This is a genomic window from Dactylosporangium sp. CA-233914, assembly GCF_050942935.1.
Taxonomy (GTDB): domain Bacteria; phylum Actinomycetota; class Actinomycetes; order Mycobacteriales; family Micromonosporaceae; genus Dactylosporangium.
Genome location: NZ_CP192030.1, coordinates 9,708,857 through 9,733,929, shown reverse-complemented (window position 1 = coordinate 9,733,929; position 25,073 = coordinate 9,708,857). Strand labels below are relative to the sequence as shown.

Genomic DNA, 25,073 nt, shown 5'->3' with positions numbered 1-25,073 from the left:
GCGAGAGTTCAAACAGACGCGGTCTCGTGGATAGACGCGTGATTCACCGAATAGGGCGTACTCAAGGAGGTTGACATGGGCAAGCTGGACGGGAAGGTGGCCCTCGTTACCGGGGCGGCGCGCGGGCAGGGACGCGCGCACGCCACGACTCTCGCCAGGGAGGGCGCGGATGTCGTCGCCGTCGACATTGCTGCGCAGATCGCGACCGTCGACTACCCGATGGCTTCGCAGGACGATCTCGCTGAGACGGTCAAACTGGTCGAGGGCATCGGCCGCCGCGCGATCGGCATCCAGGCGGACGTCAGATCGCAGGCCCAGCTCGATGACGCGGTCGCGCGTGCCATCGCCGAACTCGGACACGTCGACATTCTGATCGCGAACGCCGGGATCCACAGCCTCGCGCCATTCTGGGAGATGTCGGAGGAGATGTGGGACGACATGATCGACGTCAATCTGACGGGCGTCTGGAAGTCGGCAAAGGCCGTGGCGCCCCACATGATCGAGCGCGGGAGCGGCTCGATCGTCATGACGGCGTCGGTCAAGGCGTTTGAGCCCGGGGCGAACTACGCGCACTACGTCGCGGCGAAGCGGGGCCTGGTTGGTCTGATGGGGACCGTTGCGCTCGAGCTGGCTCCCTACGGAATCCGGTGCAACGCCGTGTGCCCGGGCGCAATCGACACCGGAATGACGGACTGGCAGGGCATGTACGACATGATGGCCGGCCGAGCGGGGGGAACCCGTGAGGATCGGGAGCGGGGTGGCCGTCGTTTCCACGCCCTGAAGGGACACGGATTCATGCCGCCGGAGATGGTCGCGAATGCGGCGCTGTGGCTGGTCTCTGACGAAGCAAGCGCAATCACTGGCGTTTCGGTCCCGGTCGACGGGGGCCATCTGCTGCTTCCCGGCTTCAATCACAACCCGGTCGAATAGCAGGCGCGCGGGCGCCTGAGCGACGGGCGGGAAGCAGCGAGTCTGGCGGCTGCTTTTTTCGGGCGATATCGGATGGCTCGGAACGAGAAGAGGTTGTTGCGGGCTCCTGGATCGAGCGCCGTGCTTCGTCTGCCCATGCGGGGGTCGACTCAATAAGGATGGGAAATGTTCAAGTTAGGCGCGATCCGGCTCGGGGCCTCGGCAACATCGCCGAGACGCACGGCGAAGGCGGCTGGGGCGGCTTGTCTTGTCGCCCTGTGCTTCGTCATTGCGTCGTGCAAGAACGGTGCATCGGGATCCGATAGTGAAACGGTGCCCAGCGTTGCCAAGAATCAGACCCTGACTGTCGGGGTGGCTTCGCTTCTGCAACAGTACGTAGATCCCATCCTCGCGAACGAGGGTGGTGGCAACTACGCCATGAAATGGGCGATCGGCGAGCCGTTGATTCGGCAGGACCTGAATCTGAAGCCCATCCCGGCTCTTGCCACCTCATGGGACATCAGCCCCGACAAGAAGACGTGGACCTTCCACCTGCGCAAGGGCGTAAAGATGCAGGATGGTTCGGAGTTCACCGCCAACGACGTCGCGACATCGATCAAGCGTGTGCAACAGAACTCGGACATGACGTCGTACGCCACGTATGCGTCAAAGGTCGCGTCTGTTCAGGTTGTCGACGACCTCACGATTCAGATCGCCAGCAAAGCACCGTATGCAACCCTCGGTCTCGACACGCCACCGCCGGTAGCCACCGCGTACTACAACAAGGTGGGCGAGCAAGATTTTCGGAAGCGGCCGGTTGCCGCCGGCCAATTCAAGCTCGTTTCGCAGAAGTATAACGACTCGGTCACGCTCGAGAGGTTCGACGACTTCTGGGATTCCGACCGCAAGCCAAACTTCAAGACGTTGGTCGTCAAAATTGTTCCGGAGGAGTCGAGCCGCATCGCGGGCCTGATTTCCGGGCAGTTGGATATGATCACCGGTCTCACGCCGAACGGCATCGCGCAGCTTCAGGGTAACGGGACCGCAAAACTGATTCGATCGAAGGAGGCCCAGACCGCAACGGTCAACCTCGTCGACGGATACAACCACCCGGATTCGAAGCTCACTGACGTGCGTGTTCGCAAGGCGCTCCTGATGGGGCTGGACCGCGAGGCGCTTGCCAAGGGGCTCTACAAGGGGATGGGTTCGGTCCCGAACAATCTCACCTACTCCGTGACTCTGGGCAACGATCCCAGCCTGAAAGCGGTGCCGTACGACCCCAACGGTGCGCGGGCGCTGCTGAAGGAAGCGGGCGCCGGCGATCTTCGCTTCACGGTGAACTCGTACAGCACGACGTCGTCGTATCCAGACGTTCAGAAGTTCGCCGAGGCGGTTGTGGGTCAGTGGAAGGACCTCGGGGTCAATGTGGACCTCAACATCATGGACCCGGCCAACTATGTCGACAAGATGACCAAGCACCAGCTGGACGGTGCGACAGTCCAAGGCGCGCCGTCGGTGCTCTTCTCGGCTGATCCGTCGAAGACGTACATCTGGTACGGAGCGAACGGTCCGTACTCGGCCACGAAGGACCCGAAGTGGCAACAGCTCTTCGCCGATCTGGACGCCTCCGTCGATGAGGGGGAGCGGACGCGTATCGCTACCGAGATGAGCCAATATGCATATGAGTCCCTCTACGTTCTTCCGGTCGTACGTCTTGACGCGGTGAGCGCCATCGGACCGAAGGTCGCCGAGTGGACGCAGATGGAGGGCAATCCTTACGCGGGACCGTTCTGGTATCTGCGCGCCAAGTGACCGTAGGCCGCTCGCGGTGGGTGCCCAGGTCGACCCTGGGCACCCGCCGCCGGCTACGGCGACCGACCGATCTCGGTTCGGCGAGCCGCAGTTGGTGATCGGTCGAGCCGGGACGATCCGGCGTTCTCTGCAAGAAACAGCGATGACCGCAGGACAACCAAGATGCGCGAGGGAGCATGCTTAGATACACGGGATCTCGCCTGGCCCAGGGGCTCGTGGCACTCTGGGTCGTCGTCACGTTGGTGTTCTTCCTTGCTCGCCTCGGCGGAGATCCGGCTGCGCTACTCGCCCCTGTGGACGCAACACCGGCTCAGATCGACCAAGTGAGAAGAGATCTGGGCCTTGACCAGCCGGTGTTCATCCAGTACGCGGACTACTTGCGCGGTCTCGTGACCGGTGATCTCGGCATGTCTACGAGCTTTCGCACGGACGTGCTCGAGATTGTCGGGCCCGCGATGGTCAATACGGCGGAACTCGCCCTCGTCGGTTTCGTCATCGCGCTGGTCGGCGGTCTCGTTCTCGGCACGCTGGCGGGTACGCGTGTGAACAGTCGCTTTGACAAGGGGGTGCGACTGGTCGCCGTCGCCGGGCAATCTGTTCCGGCATTCTTCCTGGGCATGCTGCTCGTCCTGCTCTTTACCGTGAATCTGGGCCTCCTGCCGGCTTTTGGTTCGGGTGACCTCAAGAGCATCATCTTGCCGGCCGTCGCCCTGGCGGCCTTCCCGCTGTCCGCGATCACTCGGCTCACTCGCTCTGCTGTGCTCGAGGTGGCGGGACGGGACCAGACGATGTTCGAGCGCTCGAAGGGTGTTTCCCCGGTAGTGCTGCTCGCTCACATTGTGCGCAATGCCTCGCTTCCCGTCGTGACGCTGTCCGGTGTCCAGCTTGGCGCCATGTTCTCCAGCACCATTGTGGTGGAAAGCCTGTTCGCCTGGCCCGGAGTGGGACAACTGGCGATTCAAGCAATCAATTCGCGGGACTTCGCCCTGATCCAAGGCATCGTCATCGTGAATACCTTGGTCTACGTGGGTCTTCTGTTCCTCGTGGATCTGTCATATGGCTGGCTCGACCCCCGCGTCCGGCAGTCAAACAGCCGCAATTCGTCAAGCAAGGTGACGGCGTAAGTGGGTAGCGAAATGAAAGCCCAGCCTCGAGAGCGCAGCGAAGGGTCTCGGCCAAGGCTCAGGCTGCGCCGGCGGCGGCGCGGGACACCGATCGTTTCGATCGTGATCTTGGCGGGATTCGCACTGTTTGGCTTGTTCGGACCGATGCTCGCGCCCCGTGACCCGACGAAGCAGAGTCTGACCGATACGCTGCTGCCGCCCGCGTTCATGGACGGCGGGCGCTCGCAGTATCTCTTGGGAACGGACCAGCTCGGCCGAGATGTACTGAGCCGTCTGCTCGCCGGGACGCAGGTCTCGTTCTTCGTCGCGGTGGGCGCGGTCCTGGTGGCTGGCAGTATCGGGCTCTTTGTCGCCTTGGTCGGCGGATTCCTGGGAGGCCGAGTCGACGCCATTCTGACCCGAGTCGCCGATGCTTCGATGGCCTTTCCTGTGCTGCTGCTCGCAATCGTGGTGGTCGCCGTATTCGGCAAGGGCATCGTCATCGTCATTCTGGTGCTCGTCCTGGCGGTCTGGCCGCAGTATGCCCGTGTTTTGCGAAGCGAAGTGGTGACCGTTCGCAACCAGGATTTCGTGACGATGTCGAGGATCATGGGCGGGAGTTCGTGGTGGTCCATCACCCGTCACGTTCTACCGAATCTTGTTCCGACCTTTCTCGTACTGGCGACGCTGCAACTCGGTCTTGCGATCATCGCTGAGGGGTCGCTGAGTTTCCTCGGAATCGGCGTTCAACCACCCGCCGCGTCTTGGGGAAACATGCTCGCGGACGGACGCAATTACCTGGCCACCGCATGGTGGATCCCTGTCATTCCCGGGATGTGTCTGAGCGCGACGGTCCTGGCGGCCAACCTCACGGGCGACTGGCTTCGCCAGGCCCTCGATCCCGCGACAAGGCGGCGGTAGTGCTTCAGATCAAGAATCTCAGCACAAGCTACTTTCAGGGTGGGGCCACCGTGCCGGCGGTGCGGGACGTGTCCATGACGATCGAGAAGGGGCGCGCCACCGCTCTGGTCGGAGAGTCGGGTAGCGGCAAGAGCACCGTGGCTCTCAGCGTCATGCGGATGATTCGCCCGCCGATCGGCGACATTGTCGATGGAGAGATCCACGTCAACGGGCGGGACGTGACCCGCATGTCGGAGAAGCAGATGAGAAGTGTGCTTCGAAGCGAGATCGGGCTCGTTCCTCAGGATCCGACGACTGCGCTCGATCCCCTCTTCACCATCAGGTCGCAGATCGTCGAGGCCATGCCGCACACCGACAAGGGAGATCGGGATGACGTGATCGTGCGACTGCTCGAGTCCCTCGGCATCGTCAACGCGCGCGATCGGCTCAACGAGCATCCGCATCAGTTCAGCGGCGGCATGCGTCAGCGCGTGGCGATGGCCATCGCGCTCGCGAAGCAACCGAGCGTTCTGATAGCTGACGAACCGACCACAGCACTTGACGTCACGACGCAGATCGGCATCCTGAGGTTGCTCGACCAGCTTCGCAAGGAGCGGGATCTTGCGACGCTGTTCATTACGCATGATGTGCGGGTGGCGCGGCTGCTGTGCCAAAGCGTCGTCGTCATGTATGCCGGCGTCGTGGTCGAGAGCGGACCGACGGGAACCGTGTTCAGCAATCCGCACCACCCCTATACGCGTGCCCTCCTGGAAGCAACGTCGCTCGACGTCGGGCCGCGAAGGAAGCTGCTTGCGATTCCTGGAAGCCCGCCTTCCCTCGCATCCCTACCAGCCGGCTGCCCGTTCGCACCTCGATGCCCGAGCGCGATAGATAGATGCCGCGCCGAGATGCCACCGACGGTACAGGCGAAGCACGGATCGTCCTTTGCCTGCTGGAGCCCGGTGGTGGCGGCATGACCGACTTCATCATCGAAGCGCGATCCGTTACGAAGACCTACTCGCCCAAGGGGCGTGACGAGGTCCACGCGTTGGCGGACGTCAGTTTCGGGGTCCGTCCCGGCGAGATGGTCGGCCTTGTCGGCGAGTCGGGCAGCGGCAAGACAACCCTGATGCGCTTGCTGCTGGGCATCGAGGAGCCAACTTCCGGATCGGTCTTCTTCAAAGGGACTGATCGTTCGAAGTTCAATGATGCTGTTCGCCGGGACTATTTCAATTCCGTGTCCGCGGTCTTCCAGAATCCGTACAGTTCGCTCAATCCACGTCGTCGGCTGTGGGACATCATCACCGAGCGCCGGGCGATCGAACGCCGTGCGTCGAGAGCGAACCGACGTGAACGTGCCGCTGAGCTGCTTGATCAGGTTGCCCTCCCGCAGGATTTTGCCGACCGTTTTCCGCACCAGCTTTCCGGCGGCCAGCGACAGCGTGTGGCCATCGCGCGGGCCCTCTGCGAGGACCCGGACGTCATCGTGCTCGACGAGCCGATGTCCGCCCTCGATGTCTCCGTGAGTGCTCAGATCTCGAACCTGCTGCTCGATCTTCAGCATGAACTCGGCGTGAGTTACATCTTTGTCGCGCACGACATGCACATGGTTCGTCACATGTGCCACCGCACTGCCGTGCTGCTGAAGGGCAAGATCGTGGAAGAGGGGCCGGTCGAGGCGGTACTCGGGGCGCCGCAGCATCAGTACACACGTAGCCTCATCGATGCCTCGGAGCTGAGGTCGCTGGAGCCGGCCGTCGAGGGGTGACCTGGGATGGGAACCCCGAACGAAGGGCGCCGGCCATGCGCACCACGCAACCAGGCCGTTCCTGGCCGTTGGCAAAACCTCGGTCCCCCTGCAAGCCGGATCGACGAGCCGGGTAGCGCCCTCCCTGCGGCGATGTCACCCGTGCTCTGGTCATCTCGGCGACGGCGACCGGTGCCCCTCGCCGTCGAACCGGTGCACAACGCCGATCGGCAAGGAGAGCAGCGCCTCGGCGGCCTGCCTGGCGTTGAGGGGCGCGAAGTGTCCGGGTGTGCCTCCGTCGGCTTACGGCGGAGGGCGGCGACCCGCTCGCGGTGGTCCTGGGTCATGGCGCGACGTAGACGTGCCACGCGATCAGTGCTCGCCTCCGACCCATGGACCATCGACGACATCAGCGCTGGCCGACCAGTGCGTGGGCCTTGATCACGTCGCTGCCGCGGCGTACGCCACCGTCGAGCAGGACCTCTCTGGTCGCCGACGGTCGCGGCGATCGACGGCAGGACGCGGATCGTCGCGGGTGTGGCGTCGACCGCCCGTTTGGGGTCGTCGACGCGGGTGACGCCGTTGAGCATGGGCCAGCCAGCTGGCCGGCGGGGACTGACTCCATGCGAAGTATGCGCCGAAGAAGGTCGTCGGCTGCTTGCCGGGCTCGATGAGATGATGACCGGGAGGGAGCTGGGCTGGCCCATCACGGTGGTGGCGAGGTCGCGCTTCGCGGGCGGGCCGGCCACGTGGGGTGCGGGGCCCAGCGCGTCGAACGCGGCCATCGAGGGTCAGCCCCTTCTCGGAGCCGGCGATCAGCGCGCCGCGGACCGACTTGGGCCGGCACTTGCGGGCCGCTGCTGGGCGATCGCCACGGTTTCGAACCAGCCGCTGCCCACATGGTGTACGCGCGCCGCAGCGCGGAGCTGTCAGCGGTCGAAGGCGGTCAGCCTGCGGGTCACCGGCTGTCTCAATAGCCTCCATGGTCATCGTTGCCTCAGCAACGTCGATCATGGAGGCTATTGTCTGTCTCCGCACTCCCGCCCTCGTGTCACTCATCCAGTGCTCCGTTCCTCTTTGTCCACCAAGAGGGTCGTTCAGCTGAAGATTGCAAAGCGGAGCGTGTGAGGGCCGGCTCGTCGCAGACGGCCTCGGGTGATCGGGGATCGTGTTGACAACTCGATGAAGCTGGCCGAAAATGAACTTAACGTTTAGGTCAGTTCTGAAGGGATCCTCATGGCTCATCAGGTGGAGATCTACGACTCCTTCCTCCTCGACTCTGGGCAGATTCCCGACCGAAACCCACGCTCTCCCGAGGAGATGGCGGTCCGCCGAGATCTCGCTGCGGCGTATCAATTGTGTGCCATGTTCGGGTGGGACGATCTGATTTATACCCACATCTCGGCCAGGGTGCCAGGCACCGACCACCATTTCCTGGTGAATCCACTGGGCTTGTCGTTCGACGAGATCACTGCTTCGAACTTGATCAAGATCGACCTCGACGGAAACATCATCGGTGAGGTGCCGGACGGATACCGCCCCAACTCCGCAGGATTTGTCATCCATGGAGGCATACACTCTGCCCGCGACGACGCGGGATGCGTCATGCATCTTCATACCGAGGCGCAGATGGCGGTTGCCTGTCTGGCCGAGGGGTTGCTACCTCTGACGCAGCACGCGATGCGGTTTCACGGTCGTATCGGATACCACGACTACGAGGGCATTGCCCTCGCAACTGGGGAGCGTGCGCGCATCGTCGCCGATCTCGAGGGCAAGGCGGTCCTGATGATGCGTAATCACGGCTCGATCACGGTTGGTGAATCGGTCGCTCAAGCCTTCGTCGAGATGTACTACTTGGAGAAGTCGGCCCGCGCGCAGTTGCTCGCGCAGGCAACCGGCGGTCCGCTCGTCCTTCCCTCGGAGGAGGTGCTGGACCTGACGGCCCGTCAGTGGCAGGGGTCATTCACGCAGAATCTGGAGTGGCCGTCCCTGCTGCGACGCCTCGAGCGTGCCGGCTCCAACTACGCGGCCTGACTGTGACTGATTCAGATTCGCCGGCGACCTTCGCGGATGTCTGGCAAACGACTGTTGCCAATTACGGAGAAGCGGAGTTCCTCGTATTCCGCAACAGTGCGGGGGGCGTCACAACCTGGACCTATTCAGAATTCGACGAATGCGTTGTTCGCGTGGCCGGCGCGTTGGCCCATGCGGGTGTGGGCAGAGGCGGCGCGGTTCACCTGGCGCTGCGCAATTGCCCCGCCTTTGTGGCTGTCTGGCTCGCCGCAGCACGGCTTGGTGCCTACATAGTGCCGGTCGATCCGGAGTCCGGCCCTCGCGACTTGGTGCAGCAGGTGAGGCGAACTTCGCCGACGATCGGCTTCTGCGCCTCGTCTCGTGCGGCCGCATACGTCGAGAACGCCGGCTTGCGTGTGGTTGTCGCCTTGGCCGAAGACGAGACCGACCTGGTCGAGGGTTCGCCGCTGCTCGGCGGGTCCTCCGCAAGCCGCCTCACGGGCCGGCCTTCGCCGAGTGATCGTCTGGCGGTGATGTTCACTTCCGGTACGACCGCAGAGCCCAAGGGTGTTGTGCTGACCCAGCGCAACTACGTGAGGGTCGCGCAGACCATGGCCGCGCTGGCGGAGTCGCGCCCGGATTCGCGCTGGTACGTCACGCTGCCACTCTTTCACGCCAACGCCCAGTACTACTGTTTTGCCCCCGCGATCGCGACAGGCGCGTCTGTCGCCCTGACGTCGTCTTTCTCGGCGTCCCAGTGGGTGCAGGTGGCCCACGAACTCGAAGTTACCCACGCAAGCCTATTTGCCGCCCCCATTCGAATGATCCTGGCACGCACGGCAGATGACGCGAGGCCCTTGAGACTGCAACATGTCTGGTTTGCTCAAAGCCTCGCGGCGGGCCACTTCGAGTCCTTTGCGCGTCTTGCCGGCGTCCATCCCCGGCAACTTTACGGAATGACGGAAACGATCGCGGCGGTGACCACGGTCGCACTGGAAGCCGCATCGCCGGATCGCATCGGCACACCTGTGCCCGGACGAGAGGTTCGCGTCGTCGGAGCGGATGGTGTGCAGGTCTCAGGCACTGTGCCGGGTGAACTGTGGGTGTGTGGTGAACCCGGGGACGACCTCTTCGCTGGTTACTTGCGCGACCCGATCGCGACGACAGCCGCCTTCCATGACGACCACGGGATCACTTGGTTCGCCACCGGCGATCTCGTCGCGTGGGATGCCGAGGGGACCGCCCTGCAATTCGTCGGCCGTGTCGACGACGTGATCAAAGTGGCCGGAGAGAACGTATCCCTCACCCAGCTCGAAGCCATGCTCGCCGAGGCGCCCGGAGTTCTTGAGGCGGCCGCCGTCGCGGAACCGGACCCCATGAGAGACCAGGTGCCTGTCGCCTACGTGGTCCCACATGACCCAGCATTTCCGCCCGACCTCGACGCGCTTGCCGAATGGGCAGCCAGCCAACTCACGCCCGCAGCGCGACCTCGTCGCTGGCACATCGTCGATGCACTACCACGCACCAGTGTCGGCAAGGTCCGACGTTTCCGGCTCACTGGGCCGAAGGAAGGTTCCGATGCCTGAGGGATACGTGGTTGTCACAGGCGCGGCCGGAGGTATCGGAGCGTCCATCGCCGCGGAGTTGCGTATCCTGGGGAGGCCGGTAGTCGCTACGGACATCCGGGAAACCAGCGACACGATCGCCCTTGACGTGACTAGCGACCATAGCGTTCTGGCGCTCGCAGAGCGGCTCGGCGGCGAGCCGGTCGCCGGACTCGTCAATGCGGCTGGAGTACTGCAGGATGTCACCAGTCTCCTGGATCCCGACCCGGATCAGGCTGAGTTGGTGTGGAAGGTCAATTACCATGGCGCGATGCGGTGCATCCGCCATCTGACACCCCTGATGCGCCCGGGTGCGGCCGTCGTCAACATCACCTCAGTAAACGCTCACCGTCCCCTGCCGCTCCACGCATACGCACCGGCCAAGGTTGCGCTCGAGGCTTCTACCCGATTGGCGGCCGGCGAGCTTGGAAGTCGCGGGATCCGGGTCAATGCGGTTGCCCCTGGCTTCACGAGGACGCCCGAACTTGTCCGGCGGATCGAGGCGGGGGAGAGAGATGTCGCCAGCATCGAGCGGGCCACTGCGCTGGGCCGATTGGTTGATCCTCACGAGGTTGCAGCAGTCACGGCGTTCCTCTTAGGGGATTCCTCCACTGCAGTGACCGGCGTGAGTATTCCCGTCGACTGTGGCTGGCTGGCCACAGCGCACTGGATGGACTATGGCGAAAGGCTGCGCGCCGGACATCGCAATTGAGCCGTCCAAGGCGGTTTCGCGTGCGGCGCGCCGGGGTGCGTGGAGCCGAAACATCGATGGTCCGGTGTGCGGGATGCCGTTGGGTGCGGGGATGGCCGGGCGCACCGGGACCTCGCCCCGGCCCGCTGGCCCGTGGACGCGGTCGGGGTGCTGCTGGCCGATCTGGCGGTCGCTCGGCTTCTGACCGAGGATGCCGTGATCAGGGTGTCATCGACGACATTCTGTTCCGGCGCGGTGATCGAAAAGGACATGGCGAAGTCGGGCCCGCCGCGGGGTGTGGTTCGGCGTTCACCAGCGCCCCCATGCGCGGTGGCACGCTCCTGTTGCCATCTTCGCGGCGAGTGCGCGTTCGCAGGCGGCCCGCCATGAGTGCGGGGTCGGGTCGGCTCGGTGAGGGCCGCTTCGAGCGCCAGCGGCGTGCGCAGCTCATTTCACCCGACCGGCTCATTCTGGATCAACCAGGTCGAACGCTGGTTCGGCTACCTCGGCGAACAGAAGACCCGTCGCGGCGCCCACAGGAGCGTCCAAGCCCCGGAACACGAGCCGGGCGAGTCCGCGCGGGGGGCCGTTTCCGCCAGGCTATGGCAGAGCGGGGATCCCTCACTCAGGTTCCTCAACGGAGGCCGAGTCGGCGGCGAGCGCCCGCCAAACGAGTTTCGCATGGTTTTCGACGAAGTCGGAGGTCAATGGCCCATGCCCTACGAGGAGTCGGAAGTAGAGTGGCGCGTACATGAGATCGAGAGCGATGTCCGGGTCCACGTCGCGTAGGACGCCGGCGTCGATCGCGCTACGGATCAGTCGGATGCCCTCTTGACGTTTCGCCTTCACATACCCATCGCGAAACGCTGTCCGGACGTCATCGTCATACTGGGCCTCCGCCATCAGTTCGGCGACTACTCGTCCGGTGCTACCTTTGAACTCCTGCGCCATTCGGCCGAGTTGACGCTGAACTTGTGCGGCAGTCATCGGGCTCGGATACGGAAGGACACTCGACCCGTAGTCCATGAAGGCATCCATCACGAGCGCCGCTCGGTTGGGCCACCACTTGTACAGGGTGACTTTGCTCACTCCGGCGCGCTGGGCGATAGCCTCCATTGAAGCACGCCGAAGCCCACCCTCGATTACGAGTTCGTATGCAACGCGAAGAATCGTGTCTTCCGCGCGGGGGCCGGCAGCGGAGCGTCGTCGGCTTGCACTTGAGGGGCTTGAGGTCACGCCTTCACCTTAGTGGTCCAGACTGCCGTTCGTGGCGTGGGGTGCTTGGGCCAACTCACCCAAGGGCACCAGCGTCAGGTGGGTGGACCAGCCACCATTCCGGCAACGTGGCCAGCACTACTTCCTACCGCCTGCGACTCTTGCCCAGCGAGGACCTGTCAGCCGGGCAACACAAAGGCATCCTTGATTCGCAACTGCCGCGAGAGCCGTACGCAACCCATCATCAAGATTCCGCGGCACGTAGACGAGGAGATCGCCCGCAGTCCATGGCGGGCTGCCAGCACCGCGACCCGACCCTGACATTGATCGTGGCGGGAGCCTCGACCAAGCGCGACTCCCTCGACGAACTGATCCCGTCCGCGTGGCACCACGTCGAGCAGTACACCAACTGAGACCTACGAACGGACCAAGCGATCTGACCAGGCGACCCGATCAGGGTTCAACGCGTCCGACGATCCACAACGCAACGGCGCCCCGCTCGCCGCAGGACGAGCCGGCCCCTGGTGTGCGCGTGCGCGCGACGGCCACGCCCGTCGGGTCGAGGATGTCGGCGGTGACGTCGGTACGAATGACGTATATGCTGCCGAGGGCTGTTTCAGCGTCGATACGGGCCTGGTTGAATCCGGGCAGTACACCTCATTCCGGTTCACCACCCGTCCCGCCGCCGCTGGGCGCCACTGACCGCTGCCAGCCGCGGCTGCTACCTACGTCTGGAACGTAGGTAGCGGTCTAGGTGATTCTCCCGTGTTGGGGTCGGTTCGTGGCGGGGACGCTGGTCATGTTGGTTCGACCGGCAAACCGCTGTACTTGCACCACCAGCGAGGTGTGCGATGCGTCAACACGAATCCATGTGCCCATCGGCGACCGGGCCCGGCCGTGCGGCAGCTCGGATCGTCGCATTCCATCCCGAACACGGGAGCCGAGGCCTTGCCGACGCCCTTGGCGAGAAGGCGCCAGTGCCCGCGACAGGTGCTGCGCGACCCCAACCGCGACTGACTCCACGGGAGGAGCAAGTCGCCGTCCTCGTCGCAAAGGGTCTGTCCAGCAACGACATCGCCGAGCGACTTGTCATCGGAAGGCGTACAGCTGAAGCCTACATTGAGGACATCCTGGTGAAGCTCGGCTTCATCTCTCGAACACAGGTCGCCGCATGGGTCACCCAACAGCGGGTGTCCCTCGCCGAGATTGATGTCCGCAGGGCGTGAAGACGGGCTCTGGCACAGCCTCGGCCATGACCGCCTCCGCGGCCTTGTTCTGCTCGGTAGCAGCCCTCCAAACAATGTCCCCTTTTATCCGAATTGCCCGCATTTCATCAGGTACCGTGAACTCTATCGACAACTGACTACTTCAGCCATTGATGGACTACGTCGTCCTTGCCGCTGGTCAGGGCCGACGTAGGCTTGCTGGCAGTGGTGGTTCCAGTGGTCAGTGTTTCGAGTCGGAGCGCAGGCAGCCTTCCCGGGGAAGCAACGAGTTTTGTCGGCCGGCGCCAGGCTGTGGCGCAGGTGAAGCGATCGCTGTCGGTGTCGCGGCTGGTGACGTTGACCGGTGTGGGCGGGGCGGGAAAGTCCCGGCTGGCGTTGCGAGTGGCGCGGGAGTTGCAGCGGGCCTTTCCCGATGGGGCGTGGCTGGTCGAGCTGGCGAAGGTGCAGGAACCGTCGTTGCTGCCGCACGCCGTGTTCGAGGCATTGGAGCTGCGTAACCAGTCCACCCGTCCGTTGGACGTCGTGCTGCTGGAGCATCTGGCGGACAAGCAGTTGCTTCTGGTGCTGGACAACTGCGAGCACCTGCTGGATGCCAGCATTGATCTGGTCGGTCGGGTCATGTCTGCTGCTCCCGGGGTGCGCATCCTGGTGACCAGCCGGCAGTCGCTGGGGATCGCCGGTGAGCAGGTTTGGCCGGTGCCGCCGTTGTCCCTGCCACCGACGGACGATGAGGACAGCGCAGATAGGCGGCCACGGACGCGGTCGTTGCGGGGTGGGCAGTACGAGGCGCTCGCCCTGTTCGAGCAGCGGGCGGCGGCAGTGCTGCCCGGTTTCGCCGTGAATCAGGACAACGAGGTCGCTGTGACCCTGCTTTGCCAGCGGGTGGACGGGTTGCCGCTGGCCATTGAGCTGGCGGCGGTGCGGATGCGGGTGTTGTCGGTGGAGGAGATCCTCGCGCGACTGGAGGACCGCTACCGGCTGCTGACGGTGGGGAATCGCAGCGCATTGCCTCGCCATCAGACGCTGCGGGCTGCCGTGGAGTGGAGCTTCGACCTGTGTTCGGAGCAGGAACGGGAGTTGTGGGCGAGGCTGTCGGTCTTTGCCGGCGGGTTTGATCTCTGGACTTTCGCAGTTTTTGATGAGGGGTCGGCGGTGGGTGTGACACGCCGGGTGGCCTGGGAGTGCGTGATCTTGGGGTGAGATGACGGAAGCATCGACGGTCCTTGTACCACTGTCGTTGCCGAAAGTGATCCGTCGATGCTTCCAGGAGTCAGCCTACCGATCTCGTTGCGTCGGTTGTTGGACGCCTTCGGTGGGTGTTTCACGGCGCCGACGTTCGGGGTCTTCTCCGCGATGGTCGTCGGGTTGGTCGCGCAGACCGGGCAACGTACGGTCTGCGGGATGCTCACCGGGGCCGGGATGGCCACGTCCTGGTCGCATGATCGGGCGCACCGGTTCTTCTCGACCACGCGTTGGACCATCGACCAGATCGGCCTGACGGTGTTCGATCTGGTCCTGACCCACCTCGTCGCCGACGGCGCCGATCTGCACCTGGCGGTCGATGACACCGCGCATCGCCGTCGGGGTAAGAAGGTCCACGGCGTCGGATGGATCCACGACGGCTCGGCGCCCGCCCGGAACAAGCTGGCGTTCGGTCACCGCTGGGTGGTCGTCGGGGTGATCGTGCGGCCCTCGTTCCTGTCCCGGCCGTTGTGCCTGCCGGTGTTGTGCCGGCGCTGGCAGGGCAAGGGCACCGCCTCTACCGTGGAGTTGGCCGCCTACATGATCACCGTCATCGCCGCCCGGACGCCGGGCCGGCGGGTCCACGTGGTCGCCGACGCCGCGTACCACGGCCATGGCCTGCGGGACCTGCCCGCCACCGTGACATGGACGACCCGGCTGCCCCGCAACGCGGTGGTGTATCACCGCGCACCGGCCCGCAGCGGTAAACGGGGCCGGCCACGATTGAAAGGCGCCCGGATCGGTACCCCCAGCGAGGCCGCCGCCACCGCGGTGTGGCAGACGGTGTCCGTGACGCGTTACGGGCGGGTCGACACCGTGCGTATCGCGGTCCTCGACTGCCTCTGGTACGGGGTGTTCGGGCCCCACCCGGTACGGATGACCCTCGTGCGTGACCGAGAAACCGGGCCGATGCTGGCCCTGATCACCACTGACCTGAGCGTCACCGCCGCCGATCTGGTGGCCCGCTACGCCGCCCGGTGGGCGATCGAGGTCACGTTCTTCGACACCCGCCAGACCCTCGGCGTCGGACAGGCCCGTAACCGCACCGCGGAAGCCGTGAACCGCACCTGGGCGTTCGGGATGTACGTCTACACCCTCGTCGTGCTCTGGTATGCGCTGTACGGTCACCGATCCGGGATCGTCGCCGACCGCCGCATCCACGCACCCTGGTACCTGTCGAAAACCGACCCGTCGTTCACCGACATGCTCACCGCGCTACGACGCACCCTCATTGCCGCTCGATTTATGGGCTCCCGCCCAGCTCAACCCACCAACGCAGAAATCCGGCAGGTCCAGCGAGCATGGGCACTCGCAGCTGCATAGACCGCGAAAGCCGAGTGATCTGGAAGCGGCCGAGAGCGTGTGCGCGCACGAGGGAATCAGCGCGGATGACGTGTTCACCGGGGTGGCAGGCTTGCTGGACAAGTCGGTCCTGGCCCGAGAGGTCGGACACGGCCGACGGACGCGGTATCAGATGTTGGAAACCATCCGGCAGTACGGCCGGGAAAAGCTCGCCGACGGCGGTAAGGAACTGGCGGTGCTCCGCCGCCACCGAGACTACTACCTGTATCTTGCCGGGCAGTTGGCGGACAACTGTTTCGGCCCCGATCAGAGGGAATGGTCCATCCGCCTGCAGTTGGACAAAGCCAACGTGTGGGAGGCGTTGGACTTCTGCCTGACCCAGCCGGGTGAAACCCGCGCCGGGATGCGCATGGCCTCCACGCTCTGGTACTACTGGATCGCCTGTGGCTTCATGCGGGATGGTCGTTTCTGGCTCGACCGCGCACTGGCGCTGGACAAGCAGCCAAGTCGTGAGCGGGCCTGGGCACTGTGTATCAACGGTTACATTGCCACGCTGCAGGGTGACATTCCCTCGAGCTTGATGCTCGAGGACGAGAGCTGCGCCGTGGCAAGCCAGTGCGGTGACGAGCGGGTGCCGGCCTATGCGAAGCAGTACCTGGGAATGGCTCGCCTGTTCGCAGGTGACCTGCACGCTGCGGCGAGGCTGCAGGATGACGCGATTGCCCGGCATCTCGTATCCGGGGAGATGAACGGTCTCATCGCTCTTGCCTACCCGCAACGGTCGTTGACAGCGTCCTGTCTGGGGAACGTCAACCAAGCCGTCGACCTCGTCGATGAGTGTGAGTCGATCTGCGTAGCCCACGGCGACCGGTTGGTGAGAGGTTGGGCGGCGTGGGTCCTTGCTTTCGGCCGGGTGATCACCGGGGATCTGCGGGAAGCGCGAACTCGCGTCCGTGAGCTCCTCCATGTCAAGCTGGACTTTCTTGACGACCTGCTGACGATCCCATGCTGTTTGGACCTGATGGCCGTGATCAGTGCTGCCGAAGGCGATGCCCTACGCGCCGCCCGGCTGCTCGGGGCCAGCCATGCGCTCTGGCTCGTAGTCGGCAACCCCCGGATGGGCTTCGACGCATACGCCGAGCTTTGCACACAATGCGAAGCGCGGGTCCGGCACACTCTCGGCGACAGGACATACGACGCCGCCTATCAGCAGGGCACGCAACTCACTGTCGCCGAGGCCGTGGCCGACGCCCTCGGCGAGAAGGCAAAGGCACCCGCGGCAAGTCTCGCACGACCCCAACCGCAGCTGACCCGACGGGAGGAACAAGTCGCCGTCCTCGTCGCAAAGGGTCTGTCCAACAAGGACATCGCCGAGCGACTCGTCATCGCACGACGTACAGCTGAAGCCCATGTCGAGCACATCCTGGTGAAGCTCGGCTTCACCTCTCGAACACAGATCGCCGCATGGGTCACCGAACAGCCGGAGTCCCTCATCGAGATCGATGTCCACCGGGCGTGAAGGCGGGCTCTGGCGCAAGGTCCAGGAGCCCGGCCCGGACGCGCCCGGGCTCCCGACGAACGAAACCATGTCCTCGGGCGCGGCTGACTGCGCAGCGGGGTTGGTGGCTGGGGATTTGACGGCGACGAGCACGGTGAGCAGGGCGAGGACGGCGATGCCGGTGCTGGTCAGGAACCCGCTGCGCGTGCCGGTCCGCGTCCGGGTCACTGATCGTGCCAGGACCGGATCCCTGGTGCATCGGGCCGCGCCGGCCGACACCACGACCGACGGCGACAAGGAACGCGAAGCGCTGTTCGCCAGGGTCGGACCCGCGATGCTGATGTACAACTGCATCAGCGGGCAGGACGCAGGATGACGCGCCGACAGGTTCGGCCCGCGACCGCTCCACAAGAGCGCGTCGCGGGCCGTGGGGAACGCCTGGGTCAGCCGAGGGAGGGGTCGCTGACGCTGGCGCAGCCGTTTTCCAGGTGTCCGGCGAAGACGCGGACGACACTGCCGGCGGTGACGGTGATGTCGTACCAGCCACCGGCGTCGCGGGTGTCCAGGTCGGCGTACTTGCCGTTGCCGTGCAGTCGGACCGGCCCGGAGTAGACGTCGGTGACGGTGACGTTGATGGCGGTGTGAGGAGCGTCGATCTCCACTCGGAGCTTGCCCGAGTCGCCCAGCGGCCGCAGGGTGACGGCGACCCTGTCGCTGTGGGTGTCGCCGGCCAGTTTGCGGAAGAAGCCGTTGGGGCCGTGCAGGTGCACCTCGTACGCGCCGGAGACCGGCAGCTGGGCGGCGAGCTGGTGGCCCGCGCCCACGGTGTAGCTGTGCGGTTGCCCGGCCGGGGTGATCAGCCGGGCCTGGAAATGCGCACCCAGGGTTCCGTTGTTCACGATCGTGAGATCCAGCGGGTTGCCGGGCTTCTCGACGACGTTCAGGTCGTATCCGAGCGGCCGGGCCGGGCGGGTGCCGGGCTCCTGGGCCGGCATCTTCGAGCTGGCCGGGCGGGGCGGGAAGTAGGTCTTGTGCCGCAACCGGTCCTGCGGCTTCATCGCCGAGGTGTCCGGCAGGGCTGCGAGTCCGGTGACGCCGCGGGAGAAGTTGAAGGCCGAGGTCAGGTCGCCGGCGACGGTGCGCCGCCAGGGGGTGATCTGGGGTTCGGCGATGCCGAAGCGCTGTTCCAGGAAACGGATCACCGAGGTGTGGTCGAAGGTCTCGGAGCAGACGTAGCCGCCGGTGGACCAGGGCGAGACCACGAACATCGGTACCCGTGGGCCCATGCCGTAGGGGCCGGGCTTGGCGCGGCTGCTGCCGGGGTAGAACTCGTGCTCGGTGGAGACTGTGGAGGCGCCGGGGACGACCGGGGTGTTCGGGTGCGGTGGCACCAGGTGGTCGAAGAAGCCGTCGTTCTCGTCGTAGGTGATGAACAGCGCGGTCTTGGCCCACACGTCGGGGTTGCTGGTCAGGGTGTCCAGGACCTTGGAGATGTACCAGGCACCGTAGTTGGTGGGCCAGTTGGAGTGCTCGGTGAACGCCTCGGGGGCGGAGATCCAGGAGACCTGGGGCAGCCGGTCGGCTTTCACATCGGCGGCGAGGATCTCGAAGTAGTCCTGGCCCTTTTTGTTCTCGGTGCCGGTGCGGGCCTTCTCGTACAGCGGGTTGCCGGGCTGGGCGTTGCGGTAGGAGTTGAAGTACAGCAGCGAGGTGTCGCCGTAGTTGCCGATGTAGGCGTCGTTGTCCCAGCCCCAGGAGCCGGCGGCGTTCAGGCCACTGCCGATGTCCTGATAGATCTTCCACGAGATCCCGGCCGCTTCCAGGCGTTCGGGGTAGGTGGGCCAGTCGTAGCCGAGTTCGTCGTTGTAGAGCACCGGGCCGCCGCCCTTGCCGTCGTTGCCGGTCCAGCCGGTCCACAGGTAGTACCGGTTGGGGTCGGTGTTGCCGACGAACGAGCAGTAGTACGCATCGCAGATGGTGAACGCGTCGGCGAGCGCATAGTGGAACGCGGCGTCCTGGCGCAGCAGGTAGGCCATGGTGGTGGGCGTCTTGGCGGGGATCCACTGGTCGTAGTGGCCGTTGTTGACCGCCTTCTGGCCGCCCGGCCAGGCGTGGTCGAGGCCTTGCAGGAATGCGCCGCCCAGGTCGTCGACCTGCGGGTGGAAGGGGAGCACCTCACCCTTGCTGTCCGCCTGGTGCCAGACGGACTTGCCGGAGGGAAGCTGCACCGGGTGCGGGTCGCCGAAGCCGCGGACTCCGCGCAGCGAGGCGAGGTAGTGGTCGAAGGAACGGTTCTCCTGCATCAGGATCACCACGTGCTCGACGTCCATGATCGTTCCGGTGCTGCCCTGCGGGGCGATGGCCGCGGCCCGCTGGACGCTACCGAGCAGGCTGTAGGCCAGGCCCGCGGCGGAGGCCGCACCGGTCAACTTCAGAAATCGCCTGCGATCGATGTCCACCACGGTGATGCCCTCTCGTTCGATGACGTTTGTGCGGGGCACGACGTTCCTCGCCGGAGGTCAAGTCCGGGTTGCCGGTTCGTAGCGGGTCGTGGAACACGGGGGTAGCCGTGCGTGACCACAGCGATGACAGATAGCCGAACGCCGTATGTCATGCCGGACGTCGAACGCGGCGTTGTCAGACAGGCATCGTCGAGGCCCCGGAGCGTGGAAACGCAGCCCGGTTCAACCGCGTAGGAGGCCTGCTTGCTGAAGCCCGGTGCCCGGCCGGTCGCCGCGACGAGGATCCCGTCCGCGACCCGTGTCGCACCGGCCTTGACAGGTTCCGCGTCGGCCGTCGAAAGACCGCGCGGATACCGCCGTTGACGCTTCAGGACGCCGGGGAGAAGGGGCCATGCCCCGCGCTGACCGCAGTCGGCACGCTCTTCCAAACGACGGTGTTCAGACCGCGCTCGTCGGCAAGCCTGGCGACAAATCACCGTCGGCGGGCAGAGAGTCGGGCGGCCCATGGAACGTGCCCTGAACGTAGGTCAGGTGTGCCCGACGACTCGGGCCGCTGCGCGGTTAAGGCCACGCCGTCGTCGGTAGGCGGAGGCGTTGTCGCGAGCCCACTGACGCCGTATCGCCCGGGACCCGTACAACTCGACGACGGCGACCGGCAACTGCTCGCTCGCCACCGGATGGTCAGCCACCAACGCACCACCCGAACCCTGCTCTGGCTCTCGGTCGTCCCCGCCCACCTCGAGGAGGCCGGAGTCGCATTGGCAGAGCATCGCGAGATCGCGTTCGCCGCCGCCACGACCGGCCCTACCAACCTCGAGACGGCACCCGTTATCAGAACCGTGAAACGAGCCGCCAACGAGACGCCCGGGCAAACCAAAAGCCCGCAGGTTCGACCTGTGCCTTGTCCTTTCAGGACTTTGGCGAGTCGTTGGACACGAACGCGATCGCCCGGCCGGGTGCCCCGCTGCCGCCGCGCAGCTTCAGCGGCATGAAGACGAAGAAGGCGCCGGCCTCCGGAAGCTGATCGAGGTTGGCCAGGCCTTCCACGAATACGATCCCCTTGCCCAGCCCGCAGACGTGGACCGGCTCGCCGTCGTGCGCGGCGCCCATACTCGGAGCGTCGATGCCGACGCACCTGACCCCGCGGGTATGCAGGGCATCCATTGTCTCGGCCGACGGTGCCGGCCAGCCGGCCGTCGTCTTGGTGATCACCACATCGTGTGTGTACTGAGCCCGGGTCGCACGCGTGTACCGCTGATCCCACTGCGAGGAGAACAGCACCACTGTCCCGGCCGCGATGCGTCCGTTGCGCCGCTCCCAGGCCTCGACGATCTCGGGCGTGATGGTCGGGCTCTCGCCCGGGACCTGGGGCAGGTCGTCCATGGAAACCCGGATCACGGCGGCGGGCCCGACGAACTTGCTCAGGTCGACCTGTTCAGCGGTCTCCGGGCGGAAGCCGGAGGAGGCGTCCGGTGGGAGGAAATGGCTCGCCGCGTCGAAATGCGTGCCCGTGTGCTCGTCGATCACAAGCCAGCGCGTGAAGTAGGAACCGCACCCCGAGTCGAGCGGAAGCAGGTCGTCGGGCCGGTCGTGGAACCAGCTCCACGGCTTGGCCTGGAACGGCATATGGGTGGGCCATGCGCCGGGTAGGTCCTCGGCGAGCGTCAGGCTGAGGTCGACGACCCGAACGCCGGCCAGCAGCCGGGCAAGGTCGGATAAGGCGTTGACAGCTGTCATTGAGCGCTCCGTGCGGAGATCGGGGCCATGTGGAGGCCGTCGAGGGAGGCGGGTCGATGCCGAGAGTCAGGCGGTGTAGGCGGCCAGGCCCAGTTTGGCCGAGACGTCCTGGGCGCCCTTGATGACGAGCGTGCGCAGTTCCTCGGCGTGTACGTCGTTCCAGCGGTGCACGGGCACCGAGATGCTCATACCCGCGACGACGCGGCCGGATGCGTCGCGAATGGGGGCGGCGACACAGTACACGTCCGGGTTGGACTCGCAGTTGTCCCAGGCCACGCCGTCGGCGCGTACTTGCTCGAGGGCGCTGTGCAAGGCGTCGGTCGTGGCGAGGCTGGCCGGAGTCATCGTCTGCAGCGGGCGGCCGGGCGGGTACAGCTCCTGCAGCACAGGACCGGGCTGGAACGCGAGGCTGGCTTTGCCGACCCCGGTCAAGTGCGCGGGCAGACGTCCGCCGAGGCGTGAGACCAGCTGCACGGCATGGATGCTGCTGACCTGTACGACATATACCACATCGGTCTGGTCCAACAATGCGATTTGCACGGTCTCGCCGCACTCGGCCGCAACCGCCTCAGCGCCGCGCTTGCCGATCTCGACCAGGTCCAGATCGCGCTCGAACGAGCGGCCGAGCTCGAAAATCCGCATGCCCAAGCGGTAGCTGGAACCCCCGGCATCGTCGATGAACCCGCGCGCCTCAAGGGTCTTCAGCAACTCGTGGACGGTTGTCCGGGGGAGATCGAGCGCGGCCGCGATCGCCGGTGCCGCGAGCGGAGACTGCCGCCCGAGCAGGGTCAAGATGTCGAGGCCTCGAGTGAGTGCCGGGACGAGCCGCGTCGCCATGTGCTGCCAACTCCTTACCCATTTTGCGGTCTCGGGCTGTTGACAGCCCATTTCAGCGCGCTACATACTGTTCGACATCCCGGATGGCGTCCGGTATCTCGGATACTAGCCCGGATGACCTCAGTAGTGCAAGCCGCCTTCCAGATCGAGAGCAAACGATCGGCCAGGTGCGCGCGATCAGCAAGGGAAAGGTCATGGTGATTGCTTTGACGACCGCTCCTGCCGCGACGACGGGACGGACGCCGCGATGATGCGCTTCGACGGCAAGGTCGCCGTGGTCACGGGCGCCGCCTCGGGCCTCGGTGCGGCGACCGCGAAGCGGCTGTCGGCTGAAGGCGCCAAGGTCGTGGCCGTCGACCGTAGCGAGGCCGGGCTGGCTGAGCTGTCGCTGAACCAGCCGAGCCTGCGGATCGTCGCCGATGTCGCCGACGAGGCGGCGATCGACGACATGGTCCGGCAGGTGGTCGCGAAGTTCGAGGCGGTCGACCTGCTGGTGGCCAACGCCGGCATCTGGCGCGAGCGGAACTTCCTCGACATGGCTCTCGCGGAATGGGACGAGACCCTGAACATCAACCTCCGGGGGACGTTCCTCGTCAGCCAGCGCGTCGCACGTGCCATGGTGGCCGGCGGCCGCCGGGGCGCGATCGTGGCGACCTCATCGACCAACGGCTTCATGGCCGAGCCTGACACCGCGCACTACAACGCGTCCAAGGGCGGAGTCCTGATGCTGGTGAAGTCGATGGCGGTCGACCTGGCCGAGCACGGCATCCGGGTGAACGCGGTCGCGCCGGGCGTGATCCGCACCCCGTTGAATTCGGCGGCGATCGATGCTGCGGCCGACCACTTCTCGTTCCCGCCCGCCCGGCGGTGGGGCCGGGCCGAGGACGTCGCGGGGGCCATCTGCTACCTGCTGTCCGACGACGCGGACTACGTCACGGGGTCGGCGCTGGTGATCGACGGTGGTCAGACGACGCTCAACGGATCGGTCCGGGTGTCATGAACGTGCTCACCGACGGCGCCCATACCGATCTGGGGGAGTACGTCGGGCAGTCGTTGCGCGCCGGATCGGTGCCCTTGCCGGTCATGGCCGTACGGCTGACGGCGCTCGAGGACAACGTGGCCCGGCTCGCCTCCTACTGCCGCGACCACGAGTTGCTCCTGGCTCCGCACGCGAAGACTCACCTGACCGCGCAGATCGCGCAGCGGCAACTCGCCGGCGCCTGGGGTCTGACCGCGGCGAACGTGCAGCAGGCCGAGGTGGAGCTGGGGTTCGGCGCGCGCCGCGTCTTGATCGCCAACGAGGTGACCGGGCGAGCCAGCATTGACCGGCTCCGGCGGCTGCTCGACGCCGACCCGGGGGCGCGGGTGCACTGCCTGGTTGACAGCGCCGTCGGCGTCGACCTGCTCGACGCCGGGTTCGCGTCCGCCGCGGCGCCGCTCGGCGTGCTGGTCGAGTTCGGCCACCTGGGCAGACGCGCCGGCGCGCGCGATGCGGCGGCCGCGCTGGCGGTGGCCGAACGGGTCGTCGCCGCCGACCATCTCGAGCTCGTCGGCGTGGGCATGTTCGAGGGCGCGGTCGCCGCCGATCGCAGCCCGGCGGCTCTGGAGCGGATCGACGCCGCGGTTGGGGGCATGGTCGACTTCGCGCTGGACGTCGACCGGCGCGGGCTGTTCAGCGCGGGGGGCAAGCCGATCGTCACCGCCGGCGGCACGCTCTTCTTCGACCACGTGGTCGAGGCTTTCGCCCGGTTGCCGCGCGGTCGCTACGACGTGATCCTGCGCTCCGGCGCCTACGTCGTCCATGACGACCGGCACTACCGGGAGCTGTCCCCGCTGCCGTTCACCCCGGCGCTGGAGGTGTGGGCCGACGTCCTGTCCGTGCCTGAGCGCCACCTGGCGATCATCGGCGCGGGCAAGCGCGACGTTCCCTGGGACCAGGGGCTCCCGGTCGTCAAGGGCTGGGTGCGCAACGGCGAGCGCCGGCCGGCTCCACCCGACTGGGTGGTGACGGACACGAACGATCAGCACGCGTTCGTGCGTATCGGCGAGGACGCGCCGGTTCCGGGCGACATCGTGGTCCTCGGCATTTCGCACCCCTGCACGGCCTTCGACCGGTGGCGTTCGGTCCTCGCGGTCACCGACGAGGACGTCGTCACGGCCTGCTGGCCCACCTACTTCTCCTGACTGCCGAAACTCCCGGAGCCCGCGCGGCCGCGTCGCCCGCGCCATCCGGAGCGCGAAAGGACCACAAGCTCGTGATCAAGCAGACTGCTCGCCACGACCCGGTCGTCACCGACCGGGCACCAGCGCCGTCCGGTGCCTATTCACAGGGCATTGTCGCCGGAGATCTCCTGTTCACCTCGGGCGTCGGTGGCCACCACCCGATCTCCGGCCGGCTGGGCGCGACGGTCGAGGAACAGACCCGTCAGGCGCTGCACAACATCGAAGCGGTGCTGGGCGCTCGCGGCCTCGGCCTGGCCGATGTCGTCAAGGCCACGGTGCACCTGCAGGACGTCCAGCGGGACTTCGCCGCCTTCAACGACGTGTACCGATCGATGTTCGACCCGCCGTACCCGGTGCGGACCACCGTGGGCAGCACCCTGCTGGGGATGCTGGTCGAGATCGACGTCGTCGCCCGCTTCCCACCCACCTCGTCGACACACTAGCCCGCCGACCCCGGCGCGTGGATGCGTAACCAATGACCGAAGACCATTCGTGCGCTGTCCGCGCCGTGGCGCGAACACTCTGCGCACAGTCACACAGGTGAGGCGTGAC

At 65.8% G+C, this 25,073-nt stretch carries 22 protein-coding genes; 18 read left to right on the top strand and 4 right to left on the bottom strand.

Annotation, left to right across the window (positions count from 1 at the left end; genetic code table 11):
- Positions 1-75: 75 nt before the first annotated feature.
- The 9 genes from ACQPY0_RS43185 (at position 76) to ACQPY0_RS43145 (ending at position 10,800) form a co-directional block, all read left to right on the top strand.
- On the top strand, positions 76-930 hold the full coding sequence (locus ACQPY0_RS43185; RefSeq protein ID WP_432974507.1) for a mycofactocin-coupled SDR family oxidoreductase: 855 nt from the start codon (positions 76-78) through the stop codon (positions 928-930).
- 165 nt (positions 931-1,095) lie between these two features.
- Positions 1,096-2,721: an ABC transporter substrate-binding protein gene (locus tag ACQPY0_RS43180; protein ID WP_432974505.1), complete on the top strand. Its 1,626-nt coding sequence runs from the start codon at positions 1,096-1,098 to the stop codon at positions 2,719-2,721.
- A 215-nt stretch (positions 2,722-2,936) separates the two neighbouring features.
- Entirely contained in the window at positions 2,937-3,845 is a 909-nt protein-coding gene (locus tag ACQPY0_RS43175; RefSeq protein ID WP_432974503.1) for an ABC transporter permease, read from the top strand.
- Between the two features lie 102 nt (positions 3,846-3,947).
- Entirely contained in the window at positions 3,948-4,745 is a 798-nt protein-coding gene (locus ACQPY0_RS43170; RefSeq protein ID WP_432974501.1) for an ABC transporter permease, read from the top strand.
- A complete protein-coding gene (locus ACQPY0_RS43165) occupies positions 4,745-5,701 on the top strand; it encodes an ABC transporter ATP-binding protein (RefSeq protein ID WP_432974499.1) in 957 nt (318 codons plus the stop codon). Before ACQPY0_RS43170 ends, ACQPY0_RS43165 begins: the two co-directional genes overlap by 1 nt.
- Positions 5,698-6,492 (top strand): ABC transporter ATP-binding protein, encoded by a 795-nt coding sequence (locus ACQPY0_RS43160; RefSeq protein ID WP_432974497.1) that lies wholly within the window; start codon positions 5,698-5,700, stop codon positions 6,490-6,492. The genes ACQPY0_RS43165 and ACQPY0_RS43160 overlap by 4 nt, the downstream gene beginning before the upstream one ends.
- A gap of 1,227 nt (positions 6,493-7,719) precedes the next feature.
- Complete coding sequence (locus tag ACQPY0_RS43155; RefSeq protein WP_432974495.1) at positions 7,720-8,505, top strand: class II aldolase/adducin family protein; 786 nt, start codon at positions 7,720-7,722, stop codon at positions 8,503-8,505.
- A gap of 2 nt (positions 8,506-8,507) precedes the next feature.
- Positions 8,508-10,070 carry a class I adenylate-forming enzyme family protein gene (locus tag ACQPY0_RS43150; protein WP_432974493.1) on the top strand — a complete coding sequence of 521 codons (1,563 nt, stop codon included), beginning with the start codon at positions 8,508-8,510 and terminating at the stop codon, positions 10,068-10,070.
- A complete protein-coding gene (locus tag ACQPY0_RS43145) occupies positions 10,063-10,800 on the top strand; it encodes an SDR family NAD(P)-dependent oxidoreductase (protein WP_432974491.1) in 738 nt (245 codons plus the stop codon). Before ACQPY0_RS43150 ends, ACQPY0_RS43145 begins: the two co-directional genes overlap by 8 nt.
- Positions 10,801-11,400: 600 nt before the next feature.
- Here the strand turns inward: ACQPY0_RS43145 and ACQPY0_RS43140 are convergent.
- On the bottom strand, positions 11,401-11,895 hold the full coding sequence (locus tag ACQPY0_RS43140; RefSeq protein WP_432974489.1) for a TetR/AcrR family transcriptional regulator C-terminal ligand-binding domain-containing protein: 495 nt from the start codon (positions 11,893-11,895) through the stop codon (positions 11,401-11,403).
- Between the two features lie 386 nt (positions 11,896-12,281).
- On the opposite strand from ACQPY0_RS43140, the gene ACQPY0_RS43135 reads away from it, so the two are divergent.
- From ACQPY0_RS43135 to ACQPY0_RS43110, 6 genes are all read left to right on the top strand, one after another.
- Complete coding sequence (locus ACQPY0_RS43135) at positions 12,282-12,407, top strand: hypothetical protein (RefSeq protein WP_432974487.1); 126 nt, start codon at positions 12,282-12,284, stop codon at positions 12,405-12,407.
- A gap of 438 nt (positions 12,408-12,845) precedes the next feature.
- A complete protein-coding gene (locus ACQPY0_RS43130) occupies positions 12,846-13,220 on the top strand; it encodes a DUF5999 family protein (protein ID WP_432974485.1) in 375 nt (124 codons plus the stop codon).
- 300 nt (positions 13,221-13,520) lie between these two features.
- Entirely contained in the window at positions 13,521-14,420 is a 900-nt protein-coding gene (locus ACQPY0_RS43125) for an ATP-binding protein (protein ID WP_432974483.1), read from the top strand.
- A gap of 87 nt (positions 14,421-14,507) precedes the next feature.
- Complete coding sequence (locus ACQPY0_RS43120; RefSeq protein WP_432974238.1) at positions 14,508-15,785, top strand: IS701 family transposase; 1,278 nt, start codon at positions 14,508-14,510, stop codon at positions 15,783-15,785.
- 151 nt (positions 15,786-15,936) lie between these two features.
- Positions 15,937-17,283: a LuxR C-terminal-related transcriptional regulator gene (locus ACQPY0_RS43115; protein WP_432974481.1), complete on the top strand. Its 1,347-nt coding sequence runs from the start codon at positions 15,937-15,939 to the stop codon at positions 17,281-17,283.
- 154 nt (positions 17,284-17,437) lie between these two features.
- The gene (locus ACQPY0_RS43110) at positions 17,438-17,638 is read left to right on the top strand and encodes a hypothetical protein (protein ID WP_432974479.1); all 201 of its coding nucleotides are present in this window, start codon (positions 17,438-17,440) and stop codon (positions 17,636-17,638) included.
- Between the two features lie 67 nt (positions 17,639-17,705).
- Here ACQPY0_RS43110 and ACQPY0_RS43105 read toward each other — a convergent pair whose 3' ends face one another.
- The 3 genes from ACQPY0_RS43105 to ACQPY0_RS43095 form a co-directional block, all read right to left on the bottom strand.
- Positions 17,706-19,763: a phosphocholine-specific phospholipase C gene (locus tag ACQPY0_RS43105; RefSeq protein WP_432974477.1), complete on the bottom strand. Its 2,058-nt coding sequence runs from the start codon at positions 19,761-19,763 to the stop codon at positions 17,706-17,708.
- An 870-nt stretch (positions 19,764-20,633) separates the two neighbouring features.
- A complete protein-coding gene (locus ACQPY0_RS43100; protein WP_432974475.1) occupies positions 20,634-21,461 on the bottom strand; it encodes a cyclase family protein in 828 nt (275 codons plus the stop codon).
- Positions 21,462-21,527: 66 nt separating this feature from the next.
- Positions 21,528-22,253: an IclR family transcriptional regulator gene (locus ACQPY0_RS43095; protein WP_432974473.1), complete on the bottom strand. Its 726-nt coding sequence runs from the start codon at positions 22,251-22,253 to the stop codon at positions 21,528-21,530.
- 292 nt (positions 22,254-22,545) lie between these two features.
- Between ACQPY0_RS43095 and ACQPY0_RS43090 the strand changes: the two genes are divergently transcribed.
- The 3 genes from ACQPY0_RS43090 (at position 22,546) to ACQPY0_RS43080 (ending at position 24,964) form a co-directional block, all read left to right on the top strand.
- Complete coding sequence (locus ACQPY0_RS43090; protein WP_432974471.1) at positions 22,546-23,298, top strand: SDR family NAD(P)-dependent oxidoreductase; 753 nt, start codon at positions 22,546-22,548, stop codon at positions 23,296-23,298.
- A complete protein-coding gene (locus tag ACQPY0_RS43085; RefSeq protein ID WP_432974469.1) occupies positions 23,295-24,482 on the top strand; it encodes an alanine racemase in 1,188 nt (395 codons plus the stop codon). Before ACQPY0_RS43090 ends, ACQPY0_RS43085 begins: the two co-directional genes overlap by 4 nt.
- A gap of 71 nt (positions 24,483-24,553) precedes the next feature.
- Positions 24,554-24,964 (top strand): RidA family protein, encoded by a 411-nt coding sequence (locus ACQPY0_RS43080; RefSeq protein WP_432974467.1) that lies wholly within the window; start codon positions 24,554-24,556, stop codon positions 24,962-24,964.
- Positions 24,965-25,073: the final 109 nt, after the last annotated feature.